Genomic DNA, 26616 nt, shown 5'->3' on the forward strand with positions numbered 1-26616 from the left:
CAGGGAACTTTTCTCAGAAGAGACGAAACTTTGACGCGATGCGAGCAACCTATGACTCGCATCGATGAAAGTAAAGGTTCCACACAGCTAAGAACATCAATGCGTTTCCGCCGTACGGCATTGGCGGTGGTCCATGGCGCTACCCAAAGGCACCCACGACGTACGCGCGATACCGAACGTTCTGTCGCTACACTGGTTCCATGGCGCGCAGCGAACCCGGGACCCGGCCCTCCGAGGCACGACTCCGACTGCTCACCACCGCGACCAGGATCTTCTACGCGGAGGGCATCCACTCGGTCGGCGTCGACCGGATCATCGCCGAGGCCCAGGTGACCCGGGCGACCTTCTACCGGCACTTCCCCGGCAAGGAGGATCTCGTGCTCGCCTATCTGCGCGAGGTCCACGCGATGGACCGCGACGCGCTGGAGGCCGCCGTCGCCGCCTACCCGTCGCCGGCCGAGGCCCTGCTGGCCATCGCGCACGCCATCGCCGGGAACATCCAGTCGCCCGGATTCCGCGGCTGCGCGTTCCTGAACGCCGCCGCGGAGTACCCCGGCGCCGACCATCCGGTGCACCAGCAGATCATCGCGCACCGGCAGTGGTTCCTCGACTCGCTGCAGTCGCTGCTCACCCAGGTCGCGCGGGACTTGTCGGACGCCGCCGCCCGCCACTACGTCATGCTGCGCGACGGCGCCATGGCAGCCGGCTGCCTGTTCGACCCCGCGCTGGTGGCCGACACCTTCCTGCGCGGGGTCGAGGGCCTGGTCCGCATCCACGGCGAGCGCAACGTGCGGGCCTGAGCAGCTACTCGATGTCCGAGAACAGACCCGTGACCGTTACCTGGGCGCCCTGCAGCCCGCCGAAGACGGCGCCGGCCACGGGCGTCGCGACGGCGGCGGAGGCGTCCTCGTAGCTGTCGAAATACAGATCGAGGGTCCGGTACGCCGGAGTCGGTGTGCCGTCCTCCTTGGGCCACACCTTGGCGGACTCCAGCCGCCGGAGCCGCGGGAAGGTCCGCGCGGCCTCGAGCACCTCGGCGTAGACCTTCTCGAAGGCGCCGGGATCCGCGGGGTTGCCGAGGATCAATGTGATCTTGGTGGGCATGACAGTCTCCTTGCTTCTCAATCTCAACGGCCGTACGCCTCGAGCAGGCGCAGCCAGATCTCGCTGACGGTGGGGAACGCGGGCACGGCGTGCCACAACCGGTCCAGGGGCACCTCGCCGACCACCGCGATCGTCGCGGCGTGGATCAGCTCGGCGACGTCCGGGCCGACCAGCGTGCAGCCCACGATCACCCGGCGGTCCTCGTCGACGACCATCCGGGCGCGCCCGCGGTAGCCGTCGGCGTGCAGGGCGGATCCCGCGACCGCCGCGAGGTCGTAGTCGACCACCCGGACCCGCAGCCCGGCGGCCTCGGCGGCGGCCGCGGTCAGCCCCACCGACGCGACCTCCGGATCGGTGAAGACGACCTGCGGCACCGCCCGCTCGTCGGCCGTCGCGACGTGCCGGCCCCAACGAGCGTCCTCGACCGTCTCCCCCTCGGCGCGCGCCACGATGACGTCACCCACCGCGCGGGCCTGGTACTTGCCCTGGTGCGTCAGCAGCGCGCGCCGGTTGACGTCGCCCGCCGCGTACAGCCGGCCGCCACCGACCGGCGACCCGTCCTCACCGACGACGCGCAGCGTGTCGTCGACGGTGAGCCACGAGCCCGGCTTCAGGCCGACGAGTTCCAGACCGATGTCGTACGTGTTGGGCGTACGCCCGATGGCCACCAGCACCTCGTCGGCGTCGACCTGCTCACCGCCGGCAAGCATGACGTGCACGGTGCCGTCGCCGTCCCGGCTCACCGCGACCGCCTCCGCGCCCACGCGCACCGCCGTACCGGCCTCCTCCAGCGACTGCGTGACCAGCTCACCGGCGAAGGGCTCAGCCTGCGGCAGCACGCCGTCGCGGGCCAGCACCGTCACCGCGGAACCGAGGCTCGCGAACGCGGTCGCCATCTCCACGGCCACCACACCGCCCCCGATGATCGCGAGCCGGCCGGGAATTTCGCTCGCGGCGGCCGCCTCGCGGCTGGTCCACGGCTTCGCCTCGCGCAGCCCCGGCACGTCCGGAACCAGCGCGCTGCTGCCGGTCGCCACGACGACCGCGTGCCGGGCGGTGAGCACCGTCGTGGCGCCGTCCGTCCCCGTCACCTCGACGATCCGGTCGCCGCCGATGCGCCCCTGACCGCGGAACAGCGCGATCCCCGCCGACTCCAGCCAGGACACCTGCCCGTCGTCCTCCCAGTGCGAGGAGAAGGCGTCCCGCCGGCGCAGCACAGCAGCCGCATCGAGGTGCCCGGTCACCGCCTCCCGCGCGCCCGGCACCTGCCGGGCCGCGCGCAGCACCGCCGGCCCGCGCAGCAGCGCCTTGGTCGGCATGCAGGCCCAGTACGAGCACTCGCCGCCCACCAGTTCCCGCTCCACCACGGCGACGGTCAGCCCGCCCTTCACGACCCGGTCGGCGACGTTCTCCCCGACCGGCCCCGCCCCGATGACAACGACGTCGTACGCGGCGTCCCCCATGTCACTCACCCTCCGTCGCACGCCCGAGCCGCAGCGCGGCAAGAACGTCACATCTGGCGTCCCACATGTCAGCTGCCCTCGGTCGCACGCCCGAGCCGCAGCGCGGCATTGACGTCACACCTGGTGTCCCACATGTCGCGCGGCCGGGCTGCAGCGCGGCGATGACGTAATCACTGGTGTCCCTCATGTCAGTTGCCCTTCGTCGCACGGCCGAGCCGAGGCGCGGCAATGACGTCACACCTGGTGTTCCACATGTCGCGCGGCCGAGCCGCAGCGCGGCGATGACGTCATCACTCGTGTCCCACATGTCAGTTGCCCTTCGTCGCACGGCCGAGCCGAAGCGCGGCGATGAGGAAGAACACGGCGCCGGGGATGGCGTAGCCGATCGCGTTGGTCAACGCCGGATCGGCCGCGGAGGCCGCCGCGACGAACGACCCACCGGCGAGCACGGAGAGGCCACCACTGATGATCATCGGCCACTGTCCACCCATCTTCCGGCGCGTGAGGCCCACGGCCAGCTGCACCAGACCGGCGACGACGGCCCAGGCACCCCACACCCGCAGGGTCGCCGGGACGCCCGACGCTCCGGCGAACGCCAGACCGACCGCGGCAAGCAAGCTGACCGCGACATTGACGTAGAGCAGCGCCGGCGACCCGGTGGCGCGCGACGCGCGGGCGTCGACGATCGCGGCAGCCACGTCGACCAGCGGATAGATCACCAGCAGCGTGACGGCCAGCGGGCTGAGATCGTCGGCAACCGCAAACGTCACGGCGGCCCAGACGAGAGCAAACGCAAAGCGGGCAAAATACAGCCGCCGCAGTGCGGCCGCCGTGCTGGAGATGCCGGGTGCGGCAACGGTAGTCATGGTCTTCCTCTCGAGTGCTGCTGCGCAGACGTCGCCCGCCATCGGCAACACAGGTAGAACGAACGTTCTGTCATCCATCACAATGCATTGGCCATCGCGCCAGGTCAAGACCGAACGTTCTATCCCACTGAGATGGAGCGTTAAATCGCGGCTGCGCGGTGATGTAGACGGACTAAATCGACCGGGTCGGGCTGGATGGACCAAATCGACCGAGCTGGGCCGGACGGACCAGATTGACCGGGCCAGGCCGGACTGACCAGATCGACCGGGCCGGACTGGGTCGGACGGATCAGATCGGTCGGGTCGGATCGGGTCGGACGGATCAGATCGGCCGGCCAGGCGGACGGACCAGGTCGAACGGGCCACGCCGGCCGGACCAGGTCGGACGGCCACGTCCAACCGACCAGGTCGAACAGGCCAGGCCAAACGGGCCGCGGCGGGCGGCCGCGTCGAGCCGATCAGGCCCGAAGGGCAGGCCGGACGGAGTGGGTTGGGCGGACCGAGTTGGACAGGTCGTGTCGAACGGGCCACGCCCGACGAGTCCGGCCGAACGGAACCAGCCAGACCGTGCGGTGATCCGGTCGGCAGCGGCGTCCTCCGCCCTGCCAGGCCCCGCCGGGACGGACGAACCGAGTCGAACTGACCGGGCCAGGCGCGCCGAGCCGAACGGGCCGGGACGGACGAAACCGAGCCGAAGGAGCCGGGACTAACGGACCAAGTCCTAACGAGCCGGGTCGAACACGCGGGTTGGTTTGGCAGGCCGAATGGGCCGAATCAAACAGGCCGGGTCGAATGGCTGGGTCGAATGGCTGGGTCGCAAGGGCTGGGTCGCAAGGACCGGGCCGAAGAGCCCGGGTCGCAAGGACCGGGCCGAAGAGCCCGGGTCGCAAGGACCGGGCCGAAGAGCCCGGGTCGAAAGGGCCGGGTCGAATGGGCTGCTGGTGGAATGGAACGGGTCGGTCAGGACGGGTTGGACGGGTCTGCTGAGGACTCCGCCGGGTGGGGGTCGGGGCCGTGCCACTGGAGGAGGAGGACGGTGGCGTCGTCCTGGAGACAGTCGTCCTGGTGTTTGAGGATGGCGTGGACCAGGCGGCGCGCGGTTTCGGCGGCGGGCAGGTGGTCGGCGGACGCGCGCTGGGCGAAGTCGACGAGCCGGTCGAGGCCGAACGAAGCGCCCTCGCGGTCGCGGGCCTCGGTGATGCCGTCGGTGTAGAGCAGCACCTGGTCGCCGGGTTCGAGGGCCTCCTGGATGATGACGGGCGGCCGGCGGTCGCCGAGCGTGACCGGCAGGGCCGTCGGGGTCGGCAGCACGGTGACCACGCGCCCGTGGCGCAGCACGATCCCGCTGGGGTGGCCGGCGGAGATGACTGCAGGACGCCGGTGTCCTGCTGCAGCTCGGCGAGCACCGCGGTGATCATGCCCGTGCGGTCGTGGACCCGGATCGCCTCGTCGAGGCGGTGGTAGGTGGCGGTGAGGTCCAGGCCGGCCCGGCGCGCGTTGCGGTAGGCGGCGATGGCGATCGAGGCCAGCACGACCGCGCGCATGCCGCCGGCGGACCCGTGGCCCACGGCGTCGAACAGGGCCAGGTGTGCGGTGTCGCCGTTGACCGCGTAGTCGAAGGCGTCACCCCCGACGTCGTAGCAGGGCTCGAGGACGCCGGCGATCACCGTACGGCCGGTGGCGAACGTCAGCGGCGGGAGCTGGGCGCGCAGCATCTCCGCGGCCAGGCGCATCGGTTCGCGGCGGCGGAGCCGTTCGATGGTGTCGCTGTAGAGGTCGCAGGTCACCACGATCTCCCCGACGATCGCAGCGATGGTGGCGCAGTCGGCCAGGGCCTCGTCGGTCAGCGGCTCGTCCGCGGTGACCTGAAGGATGCCCATGCGCTCGCTGCCGTCGAGCAGCGGCACCCAGACCACCTGTTCGGTGTCCTGCTGACCGCGTACGGGTGACAGGGTGCTGTAGGCGCGCCCGGCCAGCGTCCCGTCGACGGACAGCGGCCGCCTGGCCGGCGACAGGTCGCCGAGCAGCGGCAGCAGCTCGCGCTGCTGGTGGTCGACCACGTAGATCACCAGGGAGGTCACCCCGAGCAGCGGGGCGGCCTGCATCGCCATGTCGGCCAGGTCCTCCGGCCGGGCCCGGTAGCCCTGGCGGACCAGCTGCCGCACCGCCTCGAGAGCACCCACCGCGACCCTCTCCCTTTGTCGACCGGCCGGCCCTCATTGCCGAGTACCTAGGCCGGTCCGGCCGCCGATTCAATCACAGCCTCGTCCCGGCGCTCCGCTCCCGCAACGGTGGTGCGGGCCCGGCCGGCATGCCGGTACGGTGAGCCCCTCCGGCGTCGGACAGAGGGGCTTGCGCGTGACACACGATCTCCGCTTCGCCGAGGCCGGGCCCGGCGACGTCGCTGGGCGCCGCGACCGCTACGTCGAGCTCTACCGCGAGACGATGGCCGAGCCGCCGTTCCGGGAGGGCGACGACGAGGCACGGTCGTTCGGGCGCGAGCTCGACGGCGAGCTGGCGGCCGAGGGCTTCGCCGCCGTGGAGCTGTGGGCCGGGGACGAGCTGGGCGGGTTCTGCTACGGCTATCAGGGGCCTCCGCTCTCGGCCACGGGCTGGATGGGCAGGGCGACCACGGCGGTCGCGCCGGCGGATCGTCCGCTGCTGGACGCGCAATGGGCGGTCGGCTGGCTGATCGTGGCGCCGCGGTGGCAGGGCTCGGGACGGGGGTCGCAGCTGTTCGACCGCCTGATGCGCCACCGCACCACCCCGTACGCCTGGCTCGTGACCTGGCCGTTCGACACGCCTGCCGTGCGCCTCTACGAGCGGCGGGGCTGGGAGCGCCTCGGCAGCGGGCCGCTCGGCTGGCACGACGCCGACCGGGTGGTGATGGCCCACCGGAGCCCGCCGTAAGGTTTCAGGGTCACGACAGGTGGCGCGCGAGGTGGTCGATGGTGCGGTCGAGCGCCCACCCGGCCGCGTCGGGGGCACCCAGCCACATGTGGTCCGCGCCGTCGTACGTCTCGAGGGTCACCGGCGCGCCGGTGCGGGTGAGGGCGTCGCGCAGGCGCTCGCTCTGCCGGCACGGGATCAGGCGGTCGTGGCGGCCGTGCAGCAGCAGGAACGGCGGCGCGCCCGCATGCACGTGGGACACCGGGCTGGCGTCGGCGGCCAGGTCCGGTACGGCGGACACGGGCGCGCCGAGCAGTTGCGCCTCGCGGGAGTCGGGGGCGGCGGGGTCGGCGCCGGCGTCGCCGGGGAGCGCCACCAGGTCGGTCGGCGGATACCAGGCCACGACCGTGGCGATGCGGTCGCCGGTGAGGCCGAGGATCGCGGCCAGCTGACCGCCCGCCGACTCGCCCCACGCGGCGATGCGGGCGCCGTCGACGCCGAGCTCGCCGGCACGGGTGCGCAGCCAGCGCACCGCGGCCTCGGCGTCGTCGCGCTGCGCCGGCCAGTGCGCCTCACCGGAGAGCCGGTAGTCGATGGAGGCCACGGCCACACCACTCGCGGCGACGCGTTCGAACGGTGACGGTACGGCCGCGCGGAAGGCGGGACCGGCGGAGTGGCGGCTGCCCACGCGCCAGCCGCCGCCGTGCAGGAAGACCACGACGGGCGGCGGCGCGGACGTGCCGGGCGGCAGGTAGAGGTCGAGCTCCAGCGGCCGGACGCCGGGTTGCGAGGCGTACGGGACGCCGTGCAGCACCCGTACGCCGTCGGCTCCGGCGACCGCTGCGGGCAGCGGCGCCTCGTGGGCCGGGGCGGTCACGGGGTTTCGGCCTCGGGCCACTCGAAGCCGGGCAGGAAGCGCATGTTGTGGGCCCGCGCCGCCGCCTGCATGCGCGGCATGTCCGGCACGAACGGCGGCGACTGCATGTCGACGGTGTCCGCCGGCGTGCCCATCTGCTGGAAGAACCGCTCGAACCCGCCGGTCGCCGCGCCCAGGATGCGCGCCGCGGCCTCCACCCGGTACGCGTGCGCCGCCCCGGCCGGCACGAACCCGAAGTCGCCCTCGCCGAGCAGCCGGGACGTCTTCTCGCCGTCGGGCAGCTGCACGTACACCCGGACCCGGCCCTCGACGATGTAGAACGTCTCGTGCGTGTCGTCGTGGGCGTGGGCCGGGATGACGTCGCCGGTCGGGCAGTTGGCCACGAACATGCCGAACTGCCCGCCGGTCTCGTCGCCGCTGAGCATCACCGTGAACGTGTCGGTGAACAGCTTGGCGTGCTCCCCCTCGCCCTTGCGCAGGAAGTACGGCTGCGGGCTGCCGGGCAGCACCCCGGACCACGCCGGCTTTTCCGGGCGGGCCACGTACGCGAAGCTCATGGGTTCTCCGTTCAGGCGTCGCTGCTCGGTCCACCGTGCGCCGCAGGGCCCGTCCGCGCCAGGGGGCGTGCCGTTCACCGGAAGGGAAACACCGACCGTGCGGCGCCGCCTACGGCAGGCGATCGACCACCAGCCGGCCGGCGCCGCCCGTGATCCGGTCCGCCTCGGCCCGCAGCTCCCCGGCGATGTCGCCCGCCTCGGGGAAGAGCGTGACGCTCACCTTGTCGTCGTCGTCCTGCTCCCAGACGCCCACGACCCGGCCGCCGGCCACGACGACCGGGGAGATCCAGCCCGCCGCCTTGCTGACCAGAGCGCGCCGCTGCGGCGGGACGACGTGCTCGTCCCTGGTCCCCGGCCCGAGCACGAACTGGTCGAACGCGGGGAGCAGGCGGACGCCGGGCACCGGCTCGGCGGCGGCGAGGTCGTCGACGTCCTCCGTGCGGGCGTACGCGGCGACGCCGTCCACGGACACCTCGGTGAGCACGCCGGAGGCGACGAGCGAGGCGAACCAGGCCTTCAGTGACGCCTTCTTCGAGCCGCCGCGCAGCAGCCACTGGTCGAAGGAGGCCGGCGTGGCGGGGCCGTAGGCGCCCAGATAGGCGGGGATCACGCGCTGCGCCGCCTCGCCGGGCTCGGGCAGGCCCGCCCAGCCTCCGGCCCAGGTCCGCGGGCTCGTGAAGGTGATCCGGTTGCCGTCGCTGGGTCCGTTGCACAGCAGCCCCTGCCAGGCCAGCGGCTTGAGCACCGCGCCCCAGCCGGAGCCCAGCAGCTCGGCGAGCGAGTCGTCGCCGGTGCGCCGCACGATCTCCGAGGCGAGCTGCTCGCGGGTCAGGGTCCGGCCGTCCAGGGCCTCGCGGGTGGCGTCGGCGATGGCGGCGATCTGGCCGGCGGTGGCGAACGTCTTCTGCCAGGACGCCTTCTCCCAGGTGCGGGCGGCCGCCACGAGGCTCAGGCAGTCGGGGGCGGCCGCCACCGTCAGCAGGTGCAGGGTGCCGCGCATCGCCCACACCTTGATGAGCTTGCGGCGGTCGAGCGCCTTGGCGGCCTCACCCCGCACGGGTGCCGGCAGGCGTGCCGCGATCGCCTGGTCGGCCGCCGAGGCGACCTGCGCCTGGACCCCGCACAACCGCCCGACGATGCTCTCGGCGGTCGTGCCCTCCGGCCGGTCGAGGTGCTGCCGCCGCATCCGCCACGACAGCACCCGATCCCAGGTCAGCTCCACCATGCTGCTCCCTCCGGCGACCCGACACCCCAGGCTATCGGCCGCGCCGGGGAGGCACTTCGCGGAGCGCGGCGTCCAGGCGGGGATAGACCCGGCGGGCGTTGTGCTCGTAGACCTGCTGCCGCTGCTCGGTCGTGAGCGGCAGGGCTTCCACGTACCGCCGGGTGTCGTCGAAGTGGTGGCCGGTGCGCGGGTCGATGCCGCGCACGGCGCCGACCATCTCGGAGCCGAACAGGATGGCGCCGGAGTCGATGACGTCGAACAGCAGGTCGATGCCGGGCTGGTGGTAGACGCAGGTGTCGAAGAAGACGTTGCCCAGCACCGACTCCTCGAGCGGCGGGCGGCCGAGCATGTCGGCGAGACCGCGGAAGCGGCCCCAGTGGTACGGCACCGCTCCCCCGCCGTGCGGGACGACGAAGCGCAGCCCGGGGAACTGCTCGAACAGGTCGCCCTGCAGGAACTGCATGAACGCGGTGGTGTCGGCGTTGAGGTAGTGCGATCCGGTGGCGTGGAAGCTGGGGTTGGTCACCGCCGACACGTGCACCATGGCGGGCACGTCCAGCTCCACCATGGCCTCGTAGAACGGATACCAGCCGGGGTCGGTCAGCGGCGGCGCCGTCCAGTGGCCGCCGCTGGGGTCGGGGTTGAGGTTGCAGCCGACGAAGCCCAGTTCGAGCACGCAGCGGCGCAGCTCGGCGACCGAGTGCGCGATCGGGACGCCGGGCGACTGCGGCAGCTGGCAGACGCCGATGAAGCTGCGCGGGTACAGCTGCACGACCCGGGCGATCAGGTCGTTGCTCGCGCGGGCCCAGGCGGCGCTGACGCTCCCGTCGCCGATGTGGTGGCCCATCGCCGAGGCGCGCGGGGAGAAGATCGTCAGGTCGATGCCGCGCTCGGCCATCAGCCGCAGCTGGCTGCCCTCGATCGACTCGCGGATTTCGTCGTCCGGGATCCGCGGGTACGGCGGCGGCGCGGTTCCGGCCTCGAACGCCGCCACCTGCGCGTCGCGCCAGGCGGTGTGGGCGGGCGGCGCCGTCGTGTAATGGCCGTGGCAGTCGATGATCATGTGTGTGGTCCCCCGTCCCGCAGCTCGATGAGCAGGTCCCGCGCGGCGGCGGCCACGCGCGGCTGGACGCCGAGCTCGCGCAGCTGGTCGGCGGCGGCACTCATCTCGTCGGCGCGGCGCCGGGCGTGCCGGTGGGTGCCGTCGACCAGCCGGTCGATCGTGCGGGCGTCGAACCCGGCCAGCTCGGCGGCGATGTTCGCGCGCAGCCAGTCCGCGCAGCCGGCCGCCTCCGCCCCGGCGAGGGCCTCCACGACCGCGGCCGCCAGTCCCTTGTAGAAGACGCTGCGCAGCAGTTTGCGCGAGATCGCCTCGCCCGCCGGACCGTCCTGGACGGTGACGTCGGCGCCCAGGCGAGCGAGGATGTCCGCGTACCGCTGCGCGCCCTCGCCCGAGACCACCATGGGGGTGCGCAGGCCCTTGCCGGGCACGGGCGCCATCAGCGCGACGTCGGCGACCCGCACGTCGTGCCCGGCCAGCCGGTCGACCAGGGCGGTCTTCACGTGCGGGGCGGCGGTGTTCAGATCCGCCCAGACGGTGCCGGGCACCAGTGCCGGCAGCGACGCGGTGAGCGCCGGCAGCGCGTCGTGCGAGCTGTTCACGCTGAGCACCAGCTGGGCGTCGCGGACGGCGTCCGCGTCGCCTGCCCGCGGGTCCACGCCCGGCGGCGGCGCGACGCGCGGGTCGAAGCCGCGCACGTCGGCCCCGGCGGCGACCAGGTCGCGGGCGATCTCGCCGCCGGCCTCGCCGAGGCCGAGCACCGCGATCCGGACGCTCACGGGGCCGGATCGATGTCGACGACCGGCGTGCCGTGGGTGTGGAACGACTCGATGGTCTTCAGGCCCCAGGCCTGTCCCCTGGCGCGCTCCTCGCGGGTCCAGCTGATCGTCCGCCAGTCCGGGGCGAGGATCAGCCGGGCGCCCGCGTTGCAGAGCTCGACGCGGTTGCCGCCGGGCTCCCACACGTACAGGAAGAAGGTCTGCTGGATGGCGTGCTTGTGCGGGCCGGTCTCGATGTGCACGCCGGCGTCGAGGCAGACGTCGGCGGCGCGCAGGATCTCCTCGCGGGTGTCGGTGGCGAACGCGATGTGGTGCAGCCGGCCCCGCGTGCCGGTCCAGTCCTCGGTGTAGACCAGGTCGTAGGTCTTGTTGCCGACGTTGTACCAGATCGCCTGCGGGCTGCCGTCGTCCTTGACGATCTGCTCGGTGCACCGGGCGCCGAGCACGTCGCCCAGGAACGCCGCGGTGCCCGGCACGTCGGCGGTCAGGTAGTTGACGTGGTCGAGGCGGCGCAGGTTCGCGCCGCGTCCCGGATAGGCGGCGGCCTGGTTCTTCAGCGCCGGCCGGTCGGTGTCGTCGGCGCGGTACCAGTCGACGTCCCAGTAGAGGCCGAACTCGTGGCCGTCCGGGTCGGTGAACAGAGCAACCTCGCCGAGGCCGGGAACGTCCTTGACCGTACGGGTGCTGCCGGCCGCGGTCCGCAGGCGCTCGAGGGCCTGCGGGCTCGCCGCGCGCAGATACGTGCGGCCGATGCCCGCCGCGTCGTGCTGCACCAGGCGTACTGTCCAGGACTGGTAGTCGTCCCAGGTGTGCAGATAAACCGAGGCGTCGTCGCGGCGCACCTCGCGCAGGCCCATCAGCCGGACGAAGAAGTCGGCGGACTCGTCGAGCACCGGGGTGCGCAGCTCGATCGGGCCCACGTGGGCGATGTCGCGGCGGCGTTCGGGGTCGTGGCTCATCGCGCTGCCTCTCGGGTTCTCGGCCACACCAGGCCGTCGGACAACTTGCGGGCGGTACGCACGACGGCGCTGCTGCGCAGGCGGGCCTCCGGGCCGTCGCCGTCCAGCTCGACCGACACGTCGAAGGTGCCGGTGGGATGCTCGATGCGGACCAAGGAACCGTCCACCTCGGACGAGCCTGCGGCGCGTACCGCGACGGCGACCGAGACCCCGCCCAGCACGCCGATGGCGGCGTGCACGCGGCGCGGGATGAAGGTGCGCGTGGTGACCGTGCCGCCGTGCCGGGGCGGCGACACGATGCTGACCTTGGGGACCGTCAGATCCCGGACGTCGCCCAGGCCCATGGCCGGACCGGCCGCCCGGCGGATCTCCTCCACCCGGCCCCGGAGCTCGTCGTCGGCCTCCAGGGCCTCGGGCGGCTCGTCGCCGGCCAGGCCCAGATCGGCCGCCCGGACGACGACCACGGGCATGCCGGCGTCGACGCACGTGACGTCGGCGCCGGCCAGCCGGTCGTGCAGCCGCCCGGTCGGGAAGACGGGCGCGCCCGACCCGGGGAAGGCGATCTCGACCGGCGCGGCCGGGAACGGCGTGCCCGCCATCACGGTGCCGCCGTCGTAGCGGACCCGGCCGTCGGGGGTCTGCACCCGCGCGGTCGCGTACGAGACCGAGGGGTTCAGCATCCGGATGCGCACCGGCGTCGTGTCACCGGCCGGCGGGACCAGCCCGCGCTCGACGGCGAACGGCCCGACCCCGGCGAGAAGGTTGCCGCACGTCTGGGCGTCGGTGACGACCGCACGCTCGGGCACGACCTGCAGGAACAGATAGTCCACGTCGGCGTCGCCGGTGGACGGGCTCACCACCGCCACCTTGCTCGTGAGCGGGTGCCCGCCGCCGAGGCCGTCGATCTGCCGCTCGTCGGGCGAGCCCATGATGCGCAGCAGCAGGTCGTCGCGCTCGGCGGCGTCCGCGGGCAGGTCGGCGGCGAGGAAGTAGGCGCCCTTGGAGCTGCCGCCGCGCATCTGCATGCACCGCACGCCGTCGGCGTCGTGGCTCATGAGCCGCTCTCGTCCGGCAGGCGGTCCACGTAGCGGACGCCGAGCTCGGCCAGCAGCGGGCGCAGGTTGTAAAGGTCCACGCCGAGCGTCCCGGCGGCGAGCTTCTCGCGCTTGGCGGCCTCGTTCTCCAGGCGCCTCGCCGCGGCTGCGGCCACCCGGGCGCCGGCGGCCGCGGGCAGGGCGAGCACGCCGTCGTCGTCGGCGACGACGATGTCGCCGGGCCGGACGATCTGGCCCGCCGCGACGACGGGGACGTTCACCGAGCCGGGGCTGGCCTTGACCGTGCCCTGTGCGTGCACGGCCCGCGACCACACCGGGAAGCCCATCGCGCGCAGGTCGGCGAGGTCCCGCACCCCGGCGTCGATCACCAGCCCGACGACCCCGCGGGCCTGCAACGAGGTGGCCAGCAGGTCGCCGAACATGCCGTCGGTGGACGGCGACGTGGTGGTCACGACGAGCACGTCACCGGCCCGGCACACCTCCACCGCGGCGTGGATCATCAGGTTGTCCCCCGGGTGGCAGGAGACGGTGATCGCCGGGCCGGCCACCGCGACGCCGTCCTGGCGCGCCCGGATCGTGGCGTCGAGCAGCCCGATGCGGCCGGCCGCCTCGTGCGCCGTGGCCACGCCCGCGTCCCGCAGCGCTCTGACGGTGCCCGGGGCGGCCCGGTCGATCTCGCGCACGACGTAGTGATCCGCCATGCCGCTCAGTCCCGGCTCGGCGGGAGGGAATCGACAGACATGGTCAGTCCTCTCGGTCTCGGCCCACCGTAAGAGCCTGTCGACAAGATTGTCAACAATCTCTCGCGCCGCAAAGGCCCGTGCGGACGTTCCCGCAGACCTGGACCGCCGGCCGGATCCACCGCGACGGCTCGCCGATGACCGGGCCACCGTCCCGGCGGCGGCTGACGGCGAGCTTACGATGGCGCGAGGGCGGGGCCGGCGGTGGCCGCCGTCTCCGGGAGAACCGACGAGGAGTACCGACGAGATGGTGGCGCCTTCCGCCCCCGGGCAGGTCCGGCGATGAGCGACGTCTTCGACGAGCTGCGGGCGGCCATCCTGCGCGGCGAGTACGCACCCCGCCAGCGGCTCATCGAGAACGAGCTGACCGAGAGGTACGCCACCAGCCGGTTCCTGCTGCGCAACGCGCTCACCCGGCTCGCCAACGAGGGCCTGGTGGAGCTGCAGCCCAACCGCGGCGCCCGGGTCCGCGAGATCTCCGTCGGCGAGGCGATCGAGATCACCGAGATCCGCCGGTCCGTGGAGGGGCTGGTGGCGGCGCGCGCCGCGGAGCGGATCACCGACGCCGAGATCGCCGAGCTGCGCGCCCTCGGCGACCGGATGACCACGGCCGTCGAGAGCCGCGACATGCTGCGCTACTCGGAGCTCAACGCGCAGCTGCACGGCCGGGTGCGGGCGATCGCCCAGCACGCCACCGCGATCCGCATCATCGAGCAGCTCAACGGGCAGATGGTCCGCCACCAGTTCCGGCTGTCGCTGGTCCCCGGCCGCCCGTCGGTGTCCCTGCCGGAACATCTGGCGATCATCGACGCGGTCTGCGCCCGGGACCCCGAGCGGGCCGAGCAGGCGATGCGCGCCCACCTGTCCAGCGTGCTGGAGGCGCTCGCCGCCGTCGCGGCCACCCCGATCCCCTACCACGCCGGCCTGACCGCCGACCGGTAGAACACCCCCACGAATCGACGCTCAGCAATATATAGTGACGGCCATGCCCCCGTTCAGTGCTGCCCTCGGCGGCGCGGCCGCGGCGCTGGCCCTGCTCGTAGCGGGCCCCGGCCCCGCGGCCACCCCGGCGCCCACGCCCACCCCCGCGTGCCCACCGGCGTTGCCGGTCAGCGGCATCCCCTCGGCGGTGACCGCCACCAGCGTGACGATCAGCTACTCGATCCTGATGGCGCCGCCCTGCGGCTACGACCCGCCGATCACCGTCACCCTGTTCGCCGCGGCCGAGGACGCCCGGCAGTGGCAGAACCCGGTGGCCGAGGCGGTGTCCGGGCCGGAGCGCTACGGCAAGGTCGCCCTCGACGGGCTGACCCCCGACACGACGTACTGGTTCCGGTTCAGCGCCGGGGACGTCCGCGATCCCTATGCGACCGGGTCCGTGCGCACCGCGGCGCTGCCGGTCTGCACCGCGACGGCCACGATCGGCAACGCCTGGGCCGGCGGCTTCGTCGCCACCATCACCGTGCGCAACGTGAACGCCGAGCCGCTCGACGCGTGGCGGGTCTCCTGGCGCTGGGCAGGTGACGAGCGCCTCCAGACCCTGTGGAACGGAGTGGCCGAGCAGGACGGGGCCGCCGTCACGGTGCGCAACGCCTCGTACAACGGCGCCGTGCCGCCCGGCGGATCGGCCACCTTCGGCATGCTCGTCGCGACCGGCACGCCGCCCGGGGATTTCGTCCTCGCCTGCGATCGCTGAACCCTGTCGGATCGGCTGCCGCCCGTTCGTAGTGGGGGCACAGACCGACAAGGAGGCACGACGATGACTGCTGTCTACACGTGGGACGTCTTCTCCACCCTCGACGGCTACGGCTCGTACGCCGAGGGCGCCGACTGGGGCGGCTACTGGAGCAAGCAGGGCCCCGAGCTCCTCGAGCACCGCGCCGCCCTGTTCGACACCGAGCAGCGGATGGTCTACGGCGCGACCACCTTCCGGGAGATGGCCGAGATCATGACCTCGGGCGCCGACCTGAACGCGCTCGACGAGTGGAACGTCCGGACGATGCGCGCGCCCGCGACGGTCATCTCGTCCACGCTGACCGACACGCTGGGCTGGCCCGACGCGACCATCGCCGGCGGCGACGCCGTGGACGTCGTGACCCGCCTCAAGCGCGAGTCGGACGTGCCGCTGCGCTCGCAGGCGAGCCTGTCGCTCAACCGCGCGCTGATGGCCGCCGGCCTGGTCGACCGCCTGCAGCTGACGATTTTCCCCGTCATCTCCGGCCGCAGCGGCACCAGCCCCGTCCTGCGCGGCGCCGAGGACTTCGACCTGGAGCTGCTGGAGAGCCGCACCCTCGACGGCCGCACCCAGGAGCTCGTCTACCGCCCCGCCCTCCACCGCCACGGCCGGGAAGCGTCTCCGGGTGGCTGAGCGGACGCTGAGCGTCGGATTTCCGTCAGCCGGTGGCGTGCGAGGGTCTGGTAGTCACGGGAAAGGGCGCGACGACGGGAGGAGTCCGACGTGGATCTGGGGATTGCGCTGCCGACATCGGGGCCGCTGGCCTCCGTGGGAAACATCGCCCGGGTGGCTCGCGAGGCGGAGCAGCTCGGCTATGCGGCCGTGTGGACGTACGAGCGGCTGCTGCGGCCGATGGCGCCGATCCTGCCCGGGCCGGACGGCAAGGTGCATCGGCTGCCGGAGTACTACCGGGAGACGTACGAGCCGCTCGAGACGCTGAGCTACGTCGCGGCGCTGACCGAGCGGATCAAGCTGGGCACCAGCGTGGTCGATGCGCTGTACCACCCGCCGGTCGTGCTGGCCCGGCAGTACGCGACGCTCGACCGGCTGAGCAACGGCCGCGCCATCGCGGGGATCGGGCAGGGCTGGATGCCGCAGGAGTTCGCCACCGCCAACGTGCCGCTGCAGCGCCGCGGCGCGGGCTTCGACGAGTTCGTGGCGGCGATGCGGGCCTGTTGGGGACCGGACCCGGTGGCGTACGAGGGCCGGTTCTACGGGATCGAGGCGTCCGAGATCAACCCGAAGCCGGTGCAGGCGCGGCTGCCCGTGCTGGTCGGCTCCAACTCCGACGCCGGCCACCGGCGCGCGGCCCGGTTCGCCGACGGCATCAACCCGATCGCGTTCACGTACGAGCAGGTGGTGGCCGCTGCGGCGACCTTCCGGGAGGCGGCCGCCGAGCACGGGCGCGACCCGGCCGTGCTGACCGTGGCCGTGCGCGCGAACGTGCCCGTCACCACCGGCCCGCTGGGCGACGGCCGCCCGTACCTGGGCGGATCGCCGGCCGAGATCACCGAGGACCTCAAGCGGCTGGCCGAGGCCGGCGTCGACCACGTGCTGTTCGCGAACCACGAGCAGGACGACCTCGACGAGTACCTGGGCCTGATGGCCGACCTGCAGGCACGCCACACCCAGGCGTAGTGACCAGGACCGTTGCCGGTCGGCTCGGCCACGGAAGTTTTTCCGCCGGACCGCAGCGGATGTCGTGGCCGGGTCGTCATATGGGGTGACTGTCCCGCCGACTCCGGAGGATCACGTTGGGCGGCAACGATCGCGACTTCAGTGACTTCGTCACCGGAGCCGGCCCGGCGCTGCTGAAATCGGCGCGCCTGCTCACCGGGGACTGGCACCTCGGTGAGGACCTGGTGCAGACCGCGCTCGTGCAGGTCTACCGGCGGTGGAACCGGCACGCGGAGTGGGACTCGCCGCTGGCCTACACCCGGACGGTCATGGTCAACACCTTCTGCACCTGGCGGCGGCGACGCTGGCACCGCGAGGTGGCCACGGCCGCGCCCGTGCCGCCCGCCGCCCCGGACGCCGCCGACCGGGTGGCGGCCTCCGACGCGCTCGCGCGGGCGCTCGACCGCCTGGACCGGCGCCAGCGGGCGGTGATCGTGCTGCGGTACTTCGACGAGTTGTCGGTCGCGGAGACCGCTGCCGTCCTGCGCTGCCCGCCGGGCACCGTCACCAGCATCGCGTCGCGCGCGCTGGAGAAACTGCGCCGCGAGGCCACCGGATGGACCACCCGCGAACTGGAGGACCGGCGATGAACCCGCTCGAGGACGACCTGCGCCGGGGACTGCGGGCGCTCACCGACGACCCGCCGCCGATGACCGGCCTGCACGAGCCGGTGGTGCGCCGCGCCCGAGCCGCCCGCATCCGTACGACCGTGGCCTCTTGCGCCGCCGGGGTCGCGGTGGTGGCCGCCGCGGCGCTCGTCTGGCCCGCCTCCGAGGCGAGCCCGCCGCCCGTCGCCGGCACCGGGGACGCCCGGCCCGGCGTCGTCGCGGGGACCCCGTACCCCCATCGGCTGTACGTGCACTGCGGCATCCGGTACGCCCGCTTCGACGACCGGTGGTGGCAGGCGGCGCCGCCGCGCGAGGCGCCCTCCGCTCCGGCCGGCGAGGACGGGAACTACCTGACCGGCACGATGACGTTGACGGATGCCGGTCACGCGTCGTTCCGGGGCGGCGAGCCGGCGCTGACGGTGGAGTTCACGCCGTATCCCGGCGAGCCGGCGCCGTGCGACTGACCGGGGACGGCGCAGGGGCCCGCGAAGGATCGCGGGCCCCTGCTGCGGGTTCGGTCAGAACGACGCGTAGATGTCGCGGATCAGGGAGAAGTCGTTCGCGTTCGGGCGGGACGGGGTGTAGTCGCCGCTGACCAGGCAGCTGCCCGTGGAGGAGTTGTGGCCCATGCCGAGCGCGTGGCCGAGCTCGTGGCAGGCCGTCTTCCGCTTGCGGGCCGCGCTCGTCGAGTAGGAGTCGTTGAACCACACCCACACGGAGCCGTCGACGAAGTTGCGGGAGCTGGTGTTGTAGCTGTAGTCGGTCTGCCCGACCCAGCCGGTCGTGCCGAAGCTGTCGTTGTAGACGTGGACGCAGTGGATGCCCGAGGTGGTGGGGCAGTTGGCCCAGCGGTACCAGCTGTCGACGCCCTGGGCCTCGTTCCAGACCGGCACGGCCGCGGTGACCGGCCACGCCGAGCTGGTGTGGTCGGTGAAGTAGATCTGCGGGTGGTTGTGGCCGTTGCGCGCCCAGTGGATCTGCGGGCACTGGATCGTCGTCGCGTTGCCCCAGGTGCAGGTGTTGATCGACATGGTCCGGGGCGCGCCCGGGTCGCGCAGGCCGGCGACACCGGCCTTCTTGAGCCTGGCGTGCAGCTGCTTCGCGGTCACGCCGGGCGCCGCCTGGAAGACCTTGACCCTGGTGATGTCACCGGAGGTCGTGACCGAGGTGACCTCCGCCTCGCCGCCGGCCGGTTCCGCCTCGGGACGCACCGTGCTGGTCGGCGCGAGCGGCGGCTTGACGTCCGGCACCGCGGGCTTGCCCGGTCCGGCTGTCGTCGCCGGCGCGCCCGGCGTGAGCGGGTCGGCCGACGCGGCCGGGATCCCGACGGCCAGGCTCAGCACCAGCCCCACGCCGCCGGCGATGGTCGCCGCCAGTCCTGCTGACTTCCTCATGTCTCCCCCATCCGGTCCACTATGGATCGTGCGACGACCATAGCAATAGCCGATCGTCGATGGGTGCCGGAATGCCGACAGGCCAAGGGACACACGGCGGCGCGCGGAGGGCGTATGGACGTTCACCGGCTGCCGGTGGGCGAGGAACCGACGTCCGGGCGGAACGGTTCCGGCGCCGGGCCCTCGCCGAAGAAGTGGGCGAGGGCCGCGACGACCCGCTCGGCGGCGCGGCCGTCGCCGTACGGGTTCACCGCGTTCGCCATGCGCCGGTACGCGGCGGAGTCGTGCAGCAGCGTGCGCACCACCGGGACGATGACCGCGGGGTCGGTGCCGACCAGCAGCGCGGTGCGCGCGTCCACCCCTTCGGGGCGCTCGGTCGTGTCCCGCATGACCAGCACCGGCTTGCCGAGGCTGGGGCCCTCCTCCTGGATGCCGCCGGAGTCGGTGAGGATGAGGTCGCTGCGGTACATCAGGCGGCTGAACCCGGCGTAGTCGAGCGGCTCGACGACCAGGACGTTGGGCCGGCCCTCGAGCGCGGGCAGCAGCGCCCGGCGTACCTCCGGGTTGCGGTGCACGGGAAGGACGATGCGCAGCTGCGGCTCGGCCGCGGCGAGCTCGGCCAGCGCCGCGCCCACCTGGCGCAGCGGCCGGCCCCACGACTCGCGCCGGTGCGCGGTGACGAGCAGCACGGGCCCCTCGTCGCGGTCCAGGACGTCCAGCGCGGGATCGCCGTACCCGTGGCAGTTGTCGACCGCCCACAGCAGCGCGTCGATGACCGTGTTGCCGGTGACGACGACGGAGTCCGCCGGCACGTTCTCCGCCACGAGGTTCCCGGCGGACGTGGGCGTGGGCGCCAGGTGCAGGTCGGTGAGCGTGGCGATGAGCCGGCGGTTGGCCTCCTCCGGGTACGGCGCCCGGATGTCGCCGGTCCGCAGGCCCGCCTCGAGGTGGGCCACCGGCCGGCGCTCGTAGAACGCGGCGAGCGCGGCGGAGAACGCGGTCGTGGTGTCGCCCTGCACCAGCACGATGCCGGGCTGCAGCCGGCGCAGCACCGGGCCCAGCTCCGCCAGCAGGTGCTGGGTCATGCCGGGCAGGGTCTGCCCGGGGCGCAGCATGTCGAGGTCCACGTCGGGGACGATGTCGAACAGCTTGATGACCTGGTCGAGCATGTGCCGGTGCTGCGCGGTGGCGACGGTGACGAGGTCGAACCGGCCGTCGGCGCGCAGCGCCTGGATGACCGGGGCGACCTTGATGGCTTCGGGCCGGGTGCCGTAAACGGCCATGATCCGGTGCACGGGGAGTCCTTTCGGCGGGCAGCGGGCAGCCTCAGGTGCGGGCGGACGGCACGGTGGCGGGCTGGTCGGGGATGCGGAGGGTCTTGGCCCAGCTGCCGTCGCGGCGCAGGAGCCGGGCGGTCGCGCGCCAGCCCACGGGCAGCCAAAGGTAGGCGTAGACGGAGAACAGGAGCGCGTAGTACAGCGACTGCGGCAACGTCACGTCGTCGGTCGAGCGCCTGCAGGCACGCCAGTAGATGGTGCCGATCAGCGGGATCACGCCGAACACCAGCAGGTACCACCAGAGCAGCAGGCCGTGGTGGGCCAGGAAGCCGTCGACGGTCTCGTCGAAGCGGGTGACCAGCACGTACGCCTGGCGCGGGAGGTAGGCGACCAGGGACAGGGTGATGAGCAGCACCGTGATCGGCGAGACCAGGTAGACCATCAGGTCGACGGTGCGGCCGGCGGAGAGCCGCCCGCAGCCCAGCAGCTCCGGGATCCGGTACCAGCACTGAAGATGGCCCTGGTACCACCGGGTGCGCTGGCGGGCCAGCGGGCGCAGGGTGGCCAGGCCCTCCTGGCTGACGTACGTCGCCGGGGTGAACCCGGTGCGCCAGCCGCGCGCCTGCAACCGCAGCCCCATGTCGAGGTCCTCGGTGAGGAAGTGCGTCCACGGGTCGTCGCCGAGGCACCGCAGCGCGGACAGCCGCACGAACTGCCCGTTGCCGCCGAGCCCGGCGTTGCCCCAGCGGTGCCGGGCACGCTGGAAGATCTCGGTGAAGACCAGGAACTCCATGTCCTGCATGCGGGCCAGCCGGCCGGAGGCGCGGTTGTACATCCGGACGCCGACCTGCACGGCCCCGGTCCGCGGATCGCCGAACAGCGGCGCCACGGTGGCCGGGCCGTCCGGCTGCAACCGCCCGTCCGCGTCGACCACGACGACCAGGATGTGGTCGTCGTCGTAGCCGGACGCGCCGGCCGGCGGCACCGAGCGCAGGTGGTGGTACGCCGCGTTGAGGGCCGCGCCCTTGCCCTTGCGCGCATCCGGGGCCCGCCGGCGCAGCAGGCGGACGCGCGGGTCGCGCTCGGCGTACCGGGTGACGATCGCGGCGGTGGCGTCGTCCGAGCCGTCGTCGACCACCAGCACGCTCACGGCGCGGCCGGGCAGCGCGAGCAGCCGGTCCAGGCTGGCGGCGATCACCAGTTCCTCGTTGAGGCAGGGCACCACGAACACGAACAGGAAGTCGTCCGCGGTGGCCGCCGGCGGGCCCGCGGCGTATTTGCGGTGGCGCTCGGCGGCCAGCGCCAGCACGCCGTACACCAGGAAGGACAGGATCGGCAGGAACGGGATGACGGCGGCGAAGCGGAGCATCCAGATCATCGTTCCTCCGGTGCCGGGTCGGGTCGGGTCACGTCCACCACCGGCGGACGACGGCCTCGGCGGCCTTGCCGCGAGGGGAATAGCCGAGCGGGTCGGTGGTCCGCGCCGGCGGCACGTCCCAGCACCACCAGAACACCCCGGCCCACCAGGGCTGGTCGCTGAGCGCGGCGAGCAGGGCCTCGTACGCCGCGGCCTGCTCGGCCTGATCCGGTGTGCGGCCCGTGGTCCAGTCCCAGGGCGCGGTCGTGCTGCCCCGGCGGCTGGTGTAGCCGGCCTCGGTGAACAGGACCGGACGCCCGGTGCGGGCGCTCAGCGCCGCGAGCTCGCGCACCACCGGCTCCCACGCCCGGCGCAGGACGTCCGCGTCGGTGGTGGGACGGTCGCCGAGCTCCCAGTACGCGTCGATGCCGATCAGGTCGACGGCGTGCCAGAAGCCGACCTGCCGGTACTCGTCGAAGTTCGCGGCGTACATCAGGCGGCCGCCGTAGCGGGAGCGGACCGCCTCGATGACCCGCAGCCAGCGGGCGCGGTCGCCGGAGACGCCGGCGAGCTCGGTGCCCACCGCGAACTCGGCCACGTCCAGCCGCGCCGCCAGGTCGGCGTAGTGGCCGATGAAGGCGGTGTACGACGCGAACCACGCCGCGGGGTCGGCCGGGCGGATGGTGCCGCGGTATCCGGCGTCGTCCAGATCGAGCAGCGGCTTCAGCAGCACCTGCAGACCGGCGCGGTGCGCGGCCGCGACGATGTGCTCGAGGGCCGCGTCGGTCGGCGTGTCCGCCGACGCGGCGATCGTGGCGCCGCGAGTGCCGTGCTGGTACCAGGTCGGGTTGAACTGCACCCAGCGGGCGCCGGTCGCCGCGATCTCGTGCAGATGCCGTACGGCCTGAGGGCTGCGGTAGCCGTCGGCCGTGTACGTCGGCAGGGCGAAGCCGCGGTGCCGCGTGTCGTCGCGGACGAGCCCGGCCGTCAGCGTCACGGCGGTCACCACGCCGCCCGCGACGACGGCCGCCGCCAGGCCGCGCCTCACGACGCCACCAGATCCGCCGGGGACACGAACGTGTAGCCCATCGCGCGCAGGCCGTCCACGAGCCGCGGCAGCTCGCCGACGCCGAGGAACGGGTGGTAGAAGAAGCTCGCCACGCCGTCGCGCACGACGAGGTTGGCCCGGGCGGCGTCCAGCATGCCCGGGATCGAGTCGCCGGTGCTCGTGACGTAGTTCAGGTTCTCCGGCAGCACCGTCGCGCCGTAGACGTCCCGGACGGCGTACGGGAAGAACTGCCATTCCCGCCCGGCGTCGGGGATCGGCTGCCGCGACAGCAGCCCGGGGAAGTACAGGGAACGCTCGTAGCGGTACGGGAACCGGGAGCCCGCGGCGGCGTAGGCCGACGGCGACGCCATGTAGTGCGGGAACTCGAAGATGGAGGGTCGCGGCAGGCCGGCCCGGCGCAGCTCCTCGAGGCCCCGGTCGATACGCCCGAGCGCCCAGTCCGTGGAGTCCTCGGCCACCGGCCCGTCCAGCACGCACGACTGGTGACGGGCGTCGAGGTGGCACCGGTAGAACTCGGCGTCCTCGCCGCTGAGCCCGTCGCCCGGGTTGGCCGCGTCGGCGTACTGGTGGGTGTAGCCGTGCATCAGCACGGTGCCGCCGGACGCGGCCGCATGCCGCAGCGCCTCGACCAGCAGCGGGCGCTCGGACAGCCGGATCGTCGCGTCCCCCGCCTTTCCGTTCGGGTCGCGGTGGACAGGGAAGACGCCGACGCTGAACGGGATGCCCTGGCCGTGCAGGTAGTCGGTCACCGCCCGAAGCTGTGCGGGATCGGCGGCCGGTCCGACGTCCTCGAGCCGGATCAGCGCCCGGTGCCGCTGCGCCGTGCCGGGCGCCAGCGCCTCGAACAGCAGATCGGCGAACGCCACGTAGCGGTCGTTGTCCGCGGCGATGTACGGCAGCGGGTTCTCGGCGACGTGCAGGAGGTTGCCCGACCGGACCGCCCACGGCAGCGAGTCGCCGTCCGTGCGCACCGCGGTGCCCAGCACGGTGGCCCGGCCGGCGTCGGTGATCCGGACGCGGGTGATGCCGATGTCCGCGGCCCAGCTCATCGGCAGCGCCGTGCCCTTGTAGTCCACCCGCGCGAACGGGCCCGCCTGCGTGCCCTGCGGGACGAAGCCGTACCGGCGGGTCCATCCGGCGCCGCCGCGGGAGCTCAGCTGTCCGATGTCCCCGCCGACCCACATCACCGGGCGGGAGGTGCGCAGCACGTCGTCGAGGAACGCCGGAGGCGGGGCCGCGCCGGCCGGTCCGTCCACGTAGAACACCGCGTTGTACGCCGCCACCTCGCCGGTCCGGTACGTCGCCACCGGCCGGGCCGTCCAGCCTCCGAAATGCGAGACCAGGTTCGCCAGCTTCGTCGCGCTCACCTCGGCCGCGCCGCCGTAGAGCACCAGCGTGCGGGTCGCCGTCCTCAGCCCGGCGCCGCTCGCCCCGCCGTTCGCGTACCGCAGGGGCAGACCGGTCGCCGCCGGATAGATCCAATTCGGTCGCGCGAGGCCACCGGCGGACGCCGTACGCGGCTCCGCATCGGCGCCGCCGCGAAAGGATTGCGGCACGAAGACCACTGTTGCCAGCGCGACAACAAGAAGGGAAGAAAAGGAGAACACCGCCGCCGAATGGCGCGCCCCCTTCGGCCGCCTCAGGCGGAAAACCACGCCCGCCACAATCAGCACCGCCACGAATGCGGCGAACACCGCCATGGCCGCCCCGGCGAGAAACCAGAGCACCTCGAGAACCGTGGTGAGCAGGGTGGATGTGCCGCCTACCGACGGCGAGGCGATCATGTGCGAGGTCGCGGAGACGCCCAGGGCACTCCCCGCGAACCCGGCCGGTCGAAGCTCACTGGCCGCACTCCCAGCAAAAGGTGGACGGTGGCTGGTGACGCAACCGAAATGGCGTGCCGCCCTCGGGTGCCACCGACGAGGAACCCTACCCGGCATTGGCAAGCGTGAATAGATGTGTTCCCGCGAACCGGGACTCCGTATTGCGCACGAATCGGTCGCCGTCGGCCCATACCCGCCACCGGCCGCAAGATCTGTCAGACGTGCTTACCAATAATGACGTCTGTCGATCTATAAATGTCGGACAGAATGGGGTCGCCGGCTACGCGCCCGTGTCCCGATGCCTCACCAACGTCGTAGCGGCGACCTGTCACCCACGAGCCAGAGATGCCCGTACGGATCGAAGAAACCGCCCTGCCGATGCGTTCCCCACGGCATCTCGTGGTCGCGGACCGGATCGTGATACTCCGCCCCCGCCGCCGCGGCGCAGTCGGCGAACGAGTCCGGGTCGTCCACGAAGACCTCGACCCGTGCCGTCGTGGTGCCCACCTCCGCCGGGCTCGCCCAGCGATTCGCCTCCGGCTGGGCCAGGAAGAACGGCGCCCCGCCGATCTCCAGGCCGATCACCGAGCCGAGATTCCACAGCTCGGTAGCGCCGAGAGCGCGTTGATACCAGGCGGACGCCGCGGGAGCGTCCGGCACCGCGAGCATCACGGAGATGACGGTCACCGGCCGGACGATACGCGCCGGAAACCCCGCCCGCAGTCCTGCGCCGCTGACGGTCAGAGCGCCTTCGCGAGGTTGCGGCCGCGCTCGCTGTAGCCCAGCTGCTCGTAGAGGCTCCGCGCACCGGGGTTGTGGGCGAACACGTGCAGCCCGATGCTCGTCACGCCGTTCTCCCGGCACCACCGCTCGCCCGCGACCATGATGGCCCGGCCGTAGCCGTTGCGTCGCAGGCTCTCCTCCACCCCGAGGTTGTGCACGAACGCGCTGCGGCCGCTCGCCTTGTCGACGACCTTCAGCCAGAGGAACCCGACCCGCCGGTCGCCGTCGTACGCGTGCCACAGGTGGTTGCCGGCGGAGTCCGCGCCTTCGGGCAGGAGCCGCGCGAACGTCTCGGCGGCCTCCTCCGCCGCGGCCTCGACGGGCACTCCGGTCCTGGCGACGCTCCGCGCGTAGTGCGCCTCGGCTTCCTCGCGCCACCGTCCGAACTGTTCCGCGCTCATCGGCTCGAGCCGCACCTCCACCATGGCGCCATCCTAGGACCCGCCCTGAGTACGACGGTCAGGCGCGAAGAGGGCGCGGAGAGCGCGTGGGGCGGGGCGAGGAGACCGGGTGGGGTGGCACGGAGAGCGGGTGGGGTGGCGCTGAGAGCGAGTGGGGTGGGCGCGTGGGGCGGGGCGCGGAGAGCGCGTGGGGTGGACGGGTGGGCGCGAGGGGCAGGCGCGGAGAGCCAGCGGGGCGCGGAGAGCGCGTGGGGTGGACGGGTGGGCGCGAGGGGCAGGCGCGGAGAGCCAGCGGGGCGCGACGGACGCGAAGGGCACGATGGGCGCGGCCGGCGCGGCCGGCGCAGCGCGTGGGGTGGGCGCGGTGGGCGCGTGGGGCAGGGCGCGGAGAACGCGTGGGGTGCACGGGTGGGCGCGAGGGGCAGGCGCGGAGAGCCAGCGGGACGCGAAGGGCACGATGGGCGCGGCCCGCGCGGCCGGCGCAGCGCGTGGGGTGGGCGCGGTGGGCGCGTGGGGCAGGGCGCGGAGAACGCGTGGGGTGCACGGGTGGGCGCGAGGGGCAGGCGCGGAGAGCCAGCGGGACGGGACGGACGCGAAGGGCGCGGCCCGCGCGGCGGGCGCAGCGGGTGGGGTGGGCGCGGCGGGCGCGGCTTGTGGGGTGAGCGCGGCGGGCGCGGCCTGTGGGGTGTGCGCGGCGGGTGGGATTGCCGCCGTGGGCGCGGCGGGCGCGGCGGGCGCGGCGGGCGCGGCGGGCGCGGCGGGCGCGGCGGGCGCGGCGGAGACTACTGCCCGGCGCGAGGACCGGCGGCCGGCGACTCGACCGCGACCTGCACGTCGCCCACTCGGGCGCCGCCGCAGGGCTCACCCGGCGGCGCGCGGGGAGCCGGTCACGCTGGATGCCCCACGAATTCCGAGAGG

Annotated in this window: 27 protein-coding genes and 1 pseudogene; 9 read left to right on the plus strand and 19 right to left on the minus strand. The window is 73.3% G+C overall.

Annotation, left to right across the window (positions count from 1 at the left end):
- The first annotated feature begins 200 nt into the window (after positions 1–200).
- Positions 201–800, plus strand: coding sequence for a TetR/AcrR family transcriptional regulator (locus tag ACSNN8_RS31805; protein WP_436653666.1), 600 nt, complete (start codon positions 201–203; stop codon positions 798–800).
- Positions 801–804: 4 nt separating this feature from the next.
- On the opposite strand, the gene ACSNN8_RS31810 is transcribed toward ACSNN8_RS31805, so the two are convergent.
- From ACSNN8_RS31810 to ACSNN8_RS31825, 4 genes and pseudogenes are all read right to left on the minus strand, one after another.
- A complete protein-coding gene (locus ACSNN8_RS31810; protein ID WP_436653667.1) occupies positions 805–1104 on the minus strand; it encodes a hypothetical protein in 300 nt (99 codons plus the stop codon).
- A 23-nt stretch (positions 1105–1127) separates the two neighbouring features.
- Positions 1128–2567, minus strand: a complete 1440-nt coding sequence (locus tag ACSNN8_RS31815; protein WP_436653668.1) for a dihydrolipoyl dehydrogenase family protein — start codon at positions 2565–2567, stop codon at positions 1128–1130.
- A 308-nt stretch (positions 2568–2875) separates the two neighbouring features.
- Positions 2876–3541 carry a hypothetical protein gene (locus ACSNN8_RS31820; protein WP_436653669.1) on the minus strand — a complete coding sequence of 222 codons (666 nt, stop codon included), beginning with the start codon at positions 3539–3541 and terminating at the stop codon, positions 2876–2878.
- Between the two features lie 852 nt (positions 3542–4393).
- A pseudogene (locus ACSNN8_RS31825) lies at positions 4394–4977 on the minus strand (PP2C family protein-serine/threonine phosphatase).
- On the opposite strand from ACSNN8_RS31825, the gene ACSNN8_RS31830 reads away from it, so the two are divergent.
- The gene (locus tag ACSNN8_RS31830; protein ID WP_436655606.1) at positions 4864–5382 is read left to right on the plus strand and encodes a hypothetical protein; all 519 of its coding nucleotides are present in this window, start codon (positions 4864–4866) and stop codon (positions 5380–5382) included. The pseudogene ACSNN8_RS31825 and the gene ACSNN8_RS31830 sit on opposite strands and share 114 nt — an antisense overlap.
- A gap of 409 nt (positions 5383–5791) precedes the next feature.
- The gene (locus ACSNN8_RS31835) at positions 5792–6343 is read left to right on the plus strand and encodes a GNAT family N-acetyltransferase (protein ID WP_436653670.1); all 552 of its coding nucleotides are present in this window, start codon (positions 5792–5794) and stop codon (positions 6341–6343) included.
- Between the two features lie 10 nt (positions 6344–6353).
- Here ACSNN8_RS31835 and ACSNN8_RS31840 read toward each other — a convergent pair whose 3' ends face one another.
- The 8 genes from ACSNN8_RS31840 to ACSNN8_RS31875 form a co-directional block, all read right to left on the minus strand.
- Entirely contained in the window at positions 6354–7199 is an 846-nt protein-coding gene (locus ACSNN8_RS31840) for an alpha/beta hydrolase fold domain-containing protein (protein ID WP_436653671.1), read from the minus strand.
- Positions 7196–7756, minus strand: coding sequence for a quercetin 2,3-dioxygenase (locus ACSNN8_RS31845; RefSeq protein ID WP_436653672.1), 561 nt, complete (start codon positions 7754–7756; stop codon positions 7196–7198). The genes ACSNN8_RS31840 and ACSNN8_RS31845 overlap by 4 nt, the downstream gene beginning before the upstream one ends.
- 109 nt (positions 7757–7865) lie before the next feature.
- Positions 7866–8981, minus strand: coding sequence for a winged helix DNA-binding domain-containing protein (locus ACSNN8_RS31850; protein ID WP_436653673.1), 1116 nt, complete (start codon positions 8979–8981; stop codon positions 7866–7868).
- 31 nt (positions 8982–9012) lie between these two features.
- Entirely contained in the window at positions 9013–10044 is a 1032-nt protein-coding gene (locus tag ACSNN8_RS31855) for an amidohydrolase family protein (RefSeq protein ID WP_436653674.1), read from the minus strand.
- Positions 10041–10820, minus strand: coding sequence for a DUF1932 domain-containing protein (locus ACSNN8_RS31860; protein WP_436653675.1), 780 nt, complete (start codon positions 10818–10820; stop codon positions 10041–10043). Before ACSNN8_RS31860 ends, ACSNN8_RS31855 begins: the two co-directional genes overlap by 4 nt.
- Positions 10817–11779, minus strand: a complete 963-nt coding sequence (locus ACSNN8_RS31865) for a VOC family protein (protein WP_436653676.1) — start codon at positions 11777–11779, stop codon at positions 10817–10819. Before ACSNN8_RS31865 ends, ACSNN8_RS31860 begins: the two co-directional genes overlap by 4 nt.
- On the minus strand, positions 11776–12834 hold the full coding sequence (locus ACSNN8_RS31870; RefSeq protein ID WP_436653677.1) for a PrpF domain-containing protein: 1059 nt from the start codon (positions 12832–12834) through the stop codon (positions 11776–11778). Before ACSNN8_RS31870 ends, ACSNN8_RS31865 begins: the two co-directional genes overlap by 4 nt.
- Positions 12831–13535, minus strand: a complete 705-nt coding sequence (locus ACSNN8_RS31875) for a 4-carboxy-4-hydroxy-2-oxoadipate aldolase/oxaloacetate decarboxylase (RefSeq protein ID WP_436653678.1) — start codon at positions 13533–13535, stop codon at positions 12831–12833. The genes ACSNN8_RS31870 and ACSNN8_RS31875 overlap by 4 nt, the downstream gene beginning before the upstream one ends.
- Positions 13536–13856: 321 nt before the next feature.
- On the opposite strand from ACSNN8_RS31875, the gene ACSNN8_RS31880 reads away from it, so the two are divergent.
- From ACSNN8_RS31880 to ACSNN8_RS31905, 6 genes are all read left to right on the plus strand, one after another.
- Complete coding sequence (locus ACSNN8_RS31880; RefSeq protein ID WP_436653679.1) at positions 13857–14516, plus strand: GntR family transcriptional regulator; 660 nt, start codon at positions 13857–13859, stop codon at positions 14514–14516.
- Between the two features lie 43 nt (positions 14517–14559).
- On the plus strand, positions 14560–15270 hold the full coding sequence (locus ACSNN8_RS31885) for a cellulose binding domain-containing protein (protein WP_436653680.1): 711 nt from the start codon (positions 14560–14562) through the stop codon (positions 15268–15270).
- A 63-nt stretch (positions 15271–15333) separates the two neighbouring features.
- Positions 15334–15942, plus strand: coding sequence for a dihydrofolate reductase family protein (locus tag ACSNN8_RS31890; RefSeq protein ID WP_436653681.1), 609 nt, complete (start codon positions 15334–15336; stop codon positions 15940–15942).
- 90 nt (positions 15943–16032) lie between these two features.
- A complete protein-coding gene (locus ACSNN8_RS31895) occupies positions 16033–16947 on the plus strand; it encodes a TIGR03619 family F420-dependent LLM class oxidoreductase (RefSeq protein WP_436653682.1) in 915 nt (304 codons plus the stop codon).
- A 116-nt stretch (positions 16948–17063) separates the two neighbouring features.
- Positions 17064–17576, plus strand: a complete 513-nt coding sequence (locus ACSNN8_RS31900; protein ID WP_436653683.1) for a SigE family RNA polymerase sigma factor — start codon at positions 17064–17066, stop codon at positions 17574–17576.
- On the plus strand, positions 17573–18058 hold the full coding sequence (locus ACSNN8_RS31905; RefSeq protein WP_436653684.1) for a hypothetical protein: 486 nt from the start codon (positions 17573–17575) through the stop codon (positions 18056–18058). The genes ACSNN8_RS31900 and ACSNN8_RS31905 overlap by 4 nt, the downstream gene beginning before the upstream one ends.
- A gap of 54 nt (positions 18059–18112) precedes the next feature.
- Here ACSNN8_RS31905 and ACSNN8_RS31910 read toward each other — a convergent pair whose 3' ends face one another.
- The 7 genes from ACSNN8_RS31910 to ACSNN8_RS31940 form a co-directional block, all read right to left on the minus strand.
- Positions 18113–18988 carry a hypothetical protein gene (locus tag ACSNN8_RS31910; protein WP_436653685.1) on the minus strand — a complete coding sequence of 292 codons (876 nt, stop codon included), beginning with the start codon at positions 18986–18988 and terminating at the stop codon, positions 18113–18115.
- Between the two features lie 122 nt (positions 18989–19110).
- Complete coding sequence (gene wecB, locus ACSNN8_RS31915) at positions 19111–20283, minus strand: non-hydrolyzing UDP-N-acetylglucosamine 2-epimerase (RefSeq protein WP_436653686.1); 1173 nt, start codon at positions 20281–20283, stop codon at positions 19111–19113.
- Between the two features lie 31 nt (positions 20284–20314).
- Positions 20315–21643 (minus strand): glycosyltransferase family 2 protein, encoded by a 1329-nt coding sequence (locus ACSNN8_RS31920; RefSeq protein ID WP_436653687.1) that lies wholly within the window; start codon positions 21641–21643, stop codon positions 20315–20317.
- Between the two features lie 28 nt (positions 21644–21671).
- Positions 21672–22670 (minus strand): glycoside hydrolase family 113, encoded by a 999-nt coding sequence (locus ACSNN8_RS31925; protein ID WP_436653688.1) that lies wholly within the window; start codon positions 22668–22670, stop codon positions 21672–21674.
- Positions 22667–24247 (minus strand): DUF2334 domain-containing protein, encoded by a 1581-nt coding sequence (locus ACSNN8_RS31930; RefSeq protein WP_436653689.1) that lies wholly within the window; start codon positions 24245–24247, stop codon positions 22667–22669. Before ACSNN8_RS31930 ends, ACSNN8_RS31925 begins: the two co-directional genes overlap by 4 nt.
- Before the next feature lie 570 nt (positions 24248–24817).
- Positions 24818–25201 carry a VOC family protein gene (locus ACSNN8_RS31935; protein WP_436653690.1) on the minus strand — a complete coding sequence of 128 codons (384 nt, stop codon included), beginning with the start codon at positions 25199–25201 and terminating at the stop codon, positions 24818–24820.
- 53 nt (positions 25202–25254) lie between these two features.
- Positions 25255–25722, minus strand: a complete 468-nt coding sequence (locus tag ACSNN8_RS31940) for a GNAT family N-acetyltransferase (RefSeq protein WP_436653691.1) — start codon at positions 25720–25722, stop codon at positions 25255–25257.
- Between the last annotated feature and the right edge of the window lie 894 nt (positions 25723–26616).

It is taken from the genome of Actinoplanes sp. URMC 104 (assembly GCF_051386375.1).
In the GTDB taxonomy this organism is placed as follows: Bacteria; Actinomycetota; Actinomycetes; order Mycobacteriales; family Micromonosporaceae; genus Actinoplanes.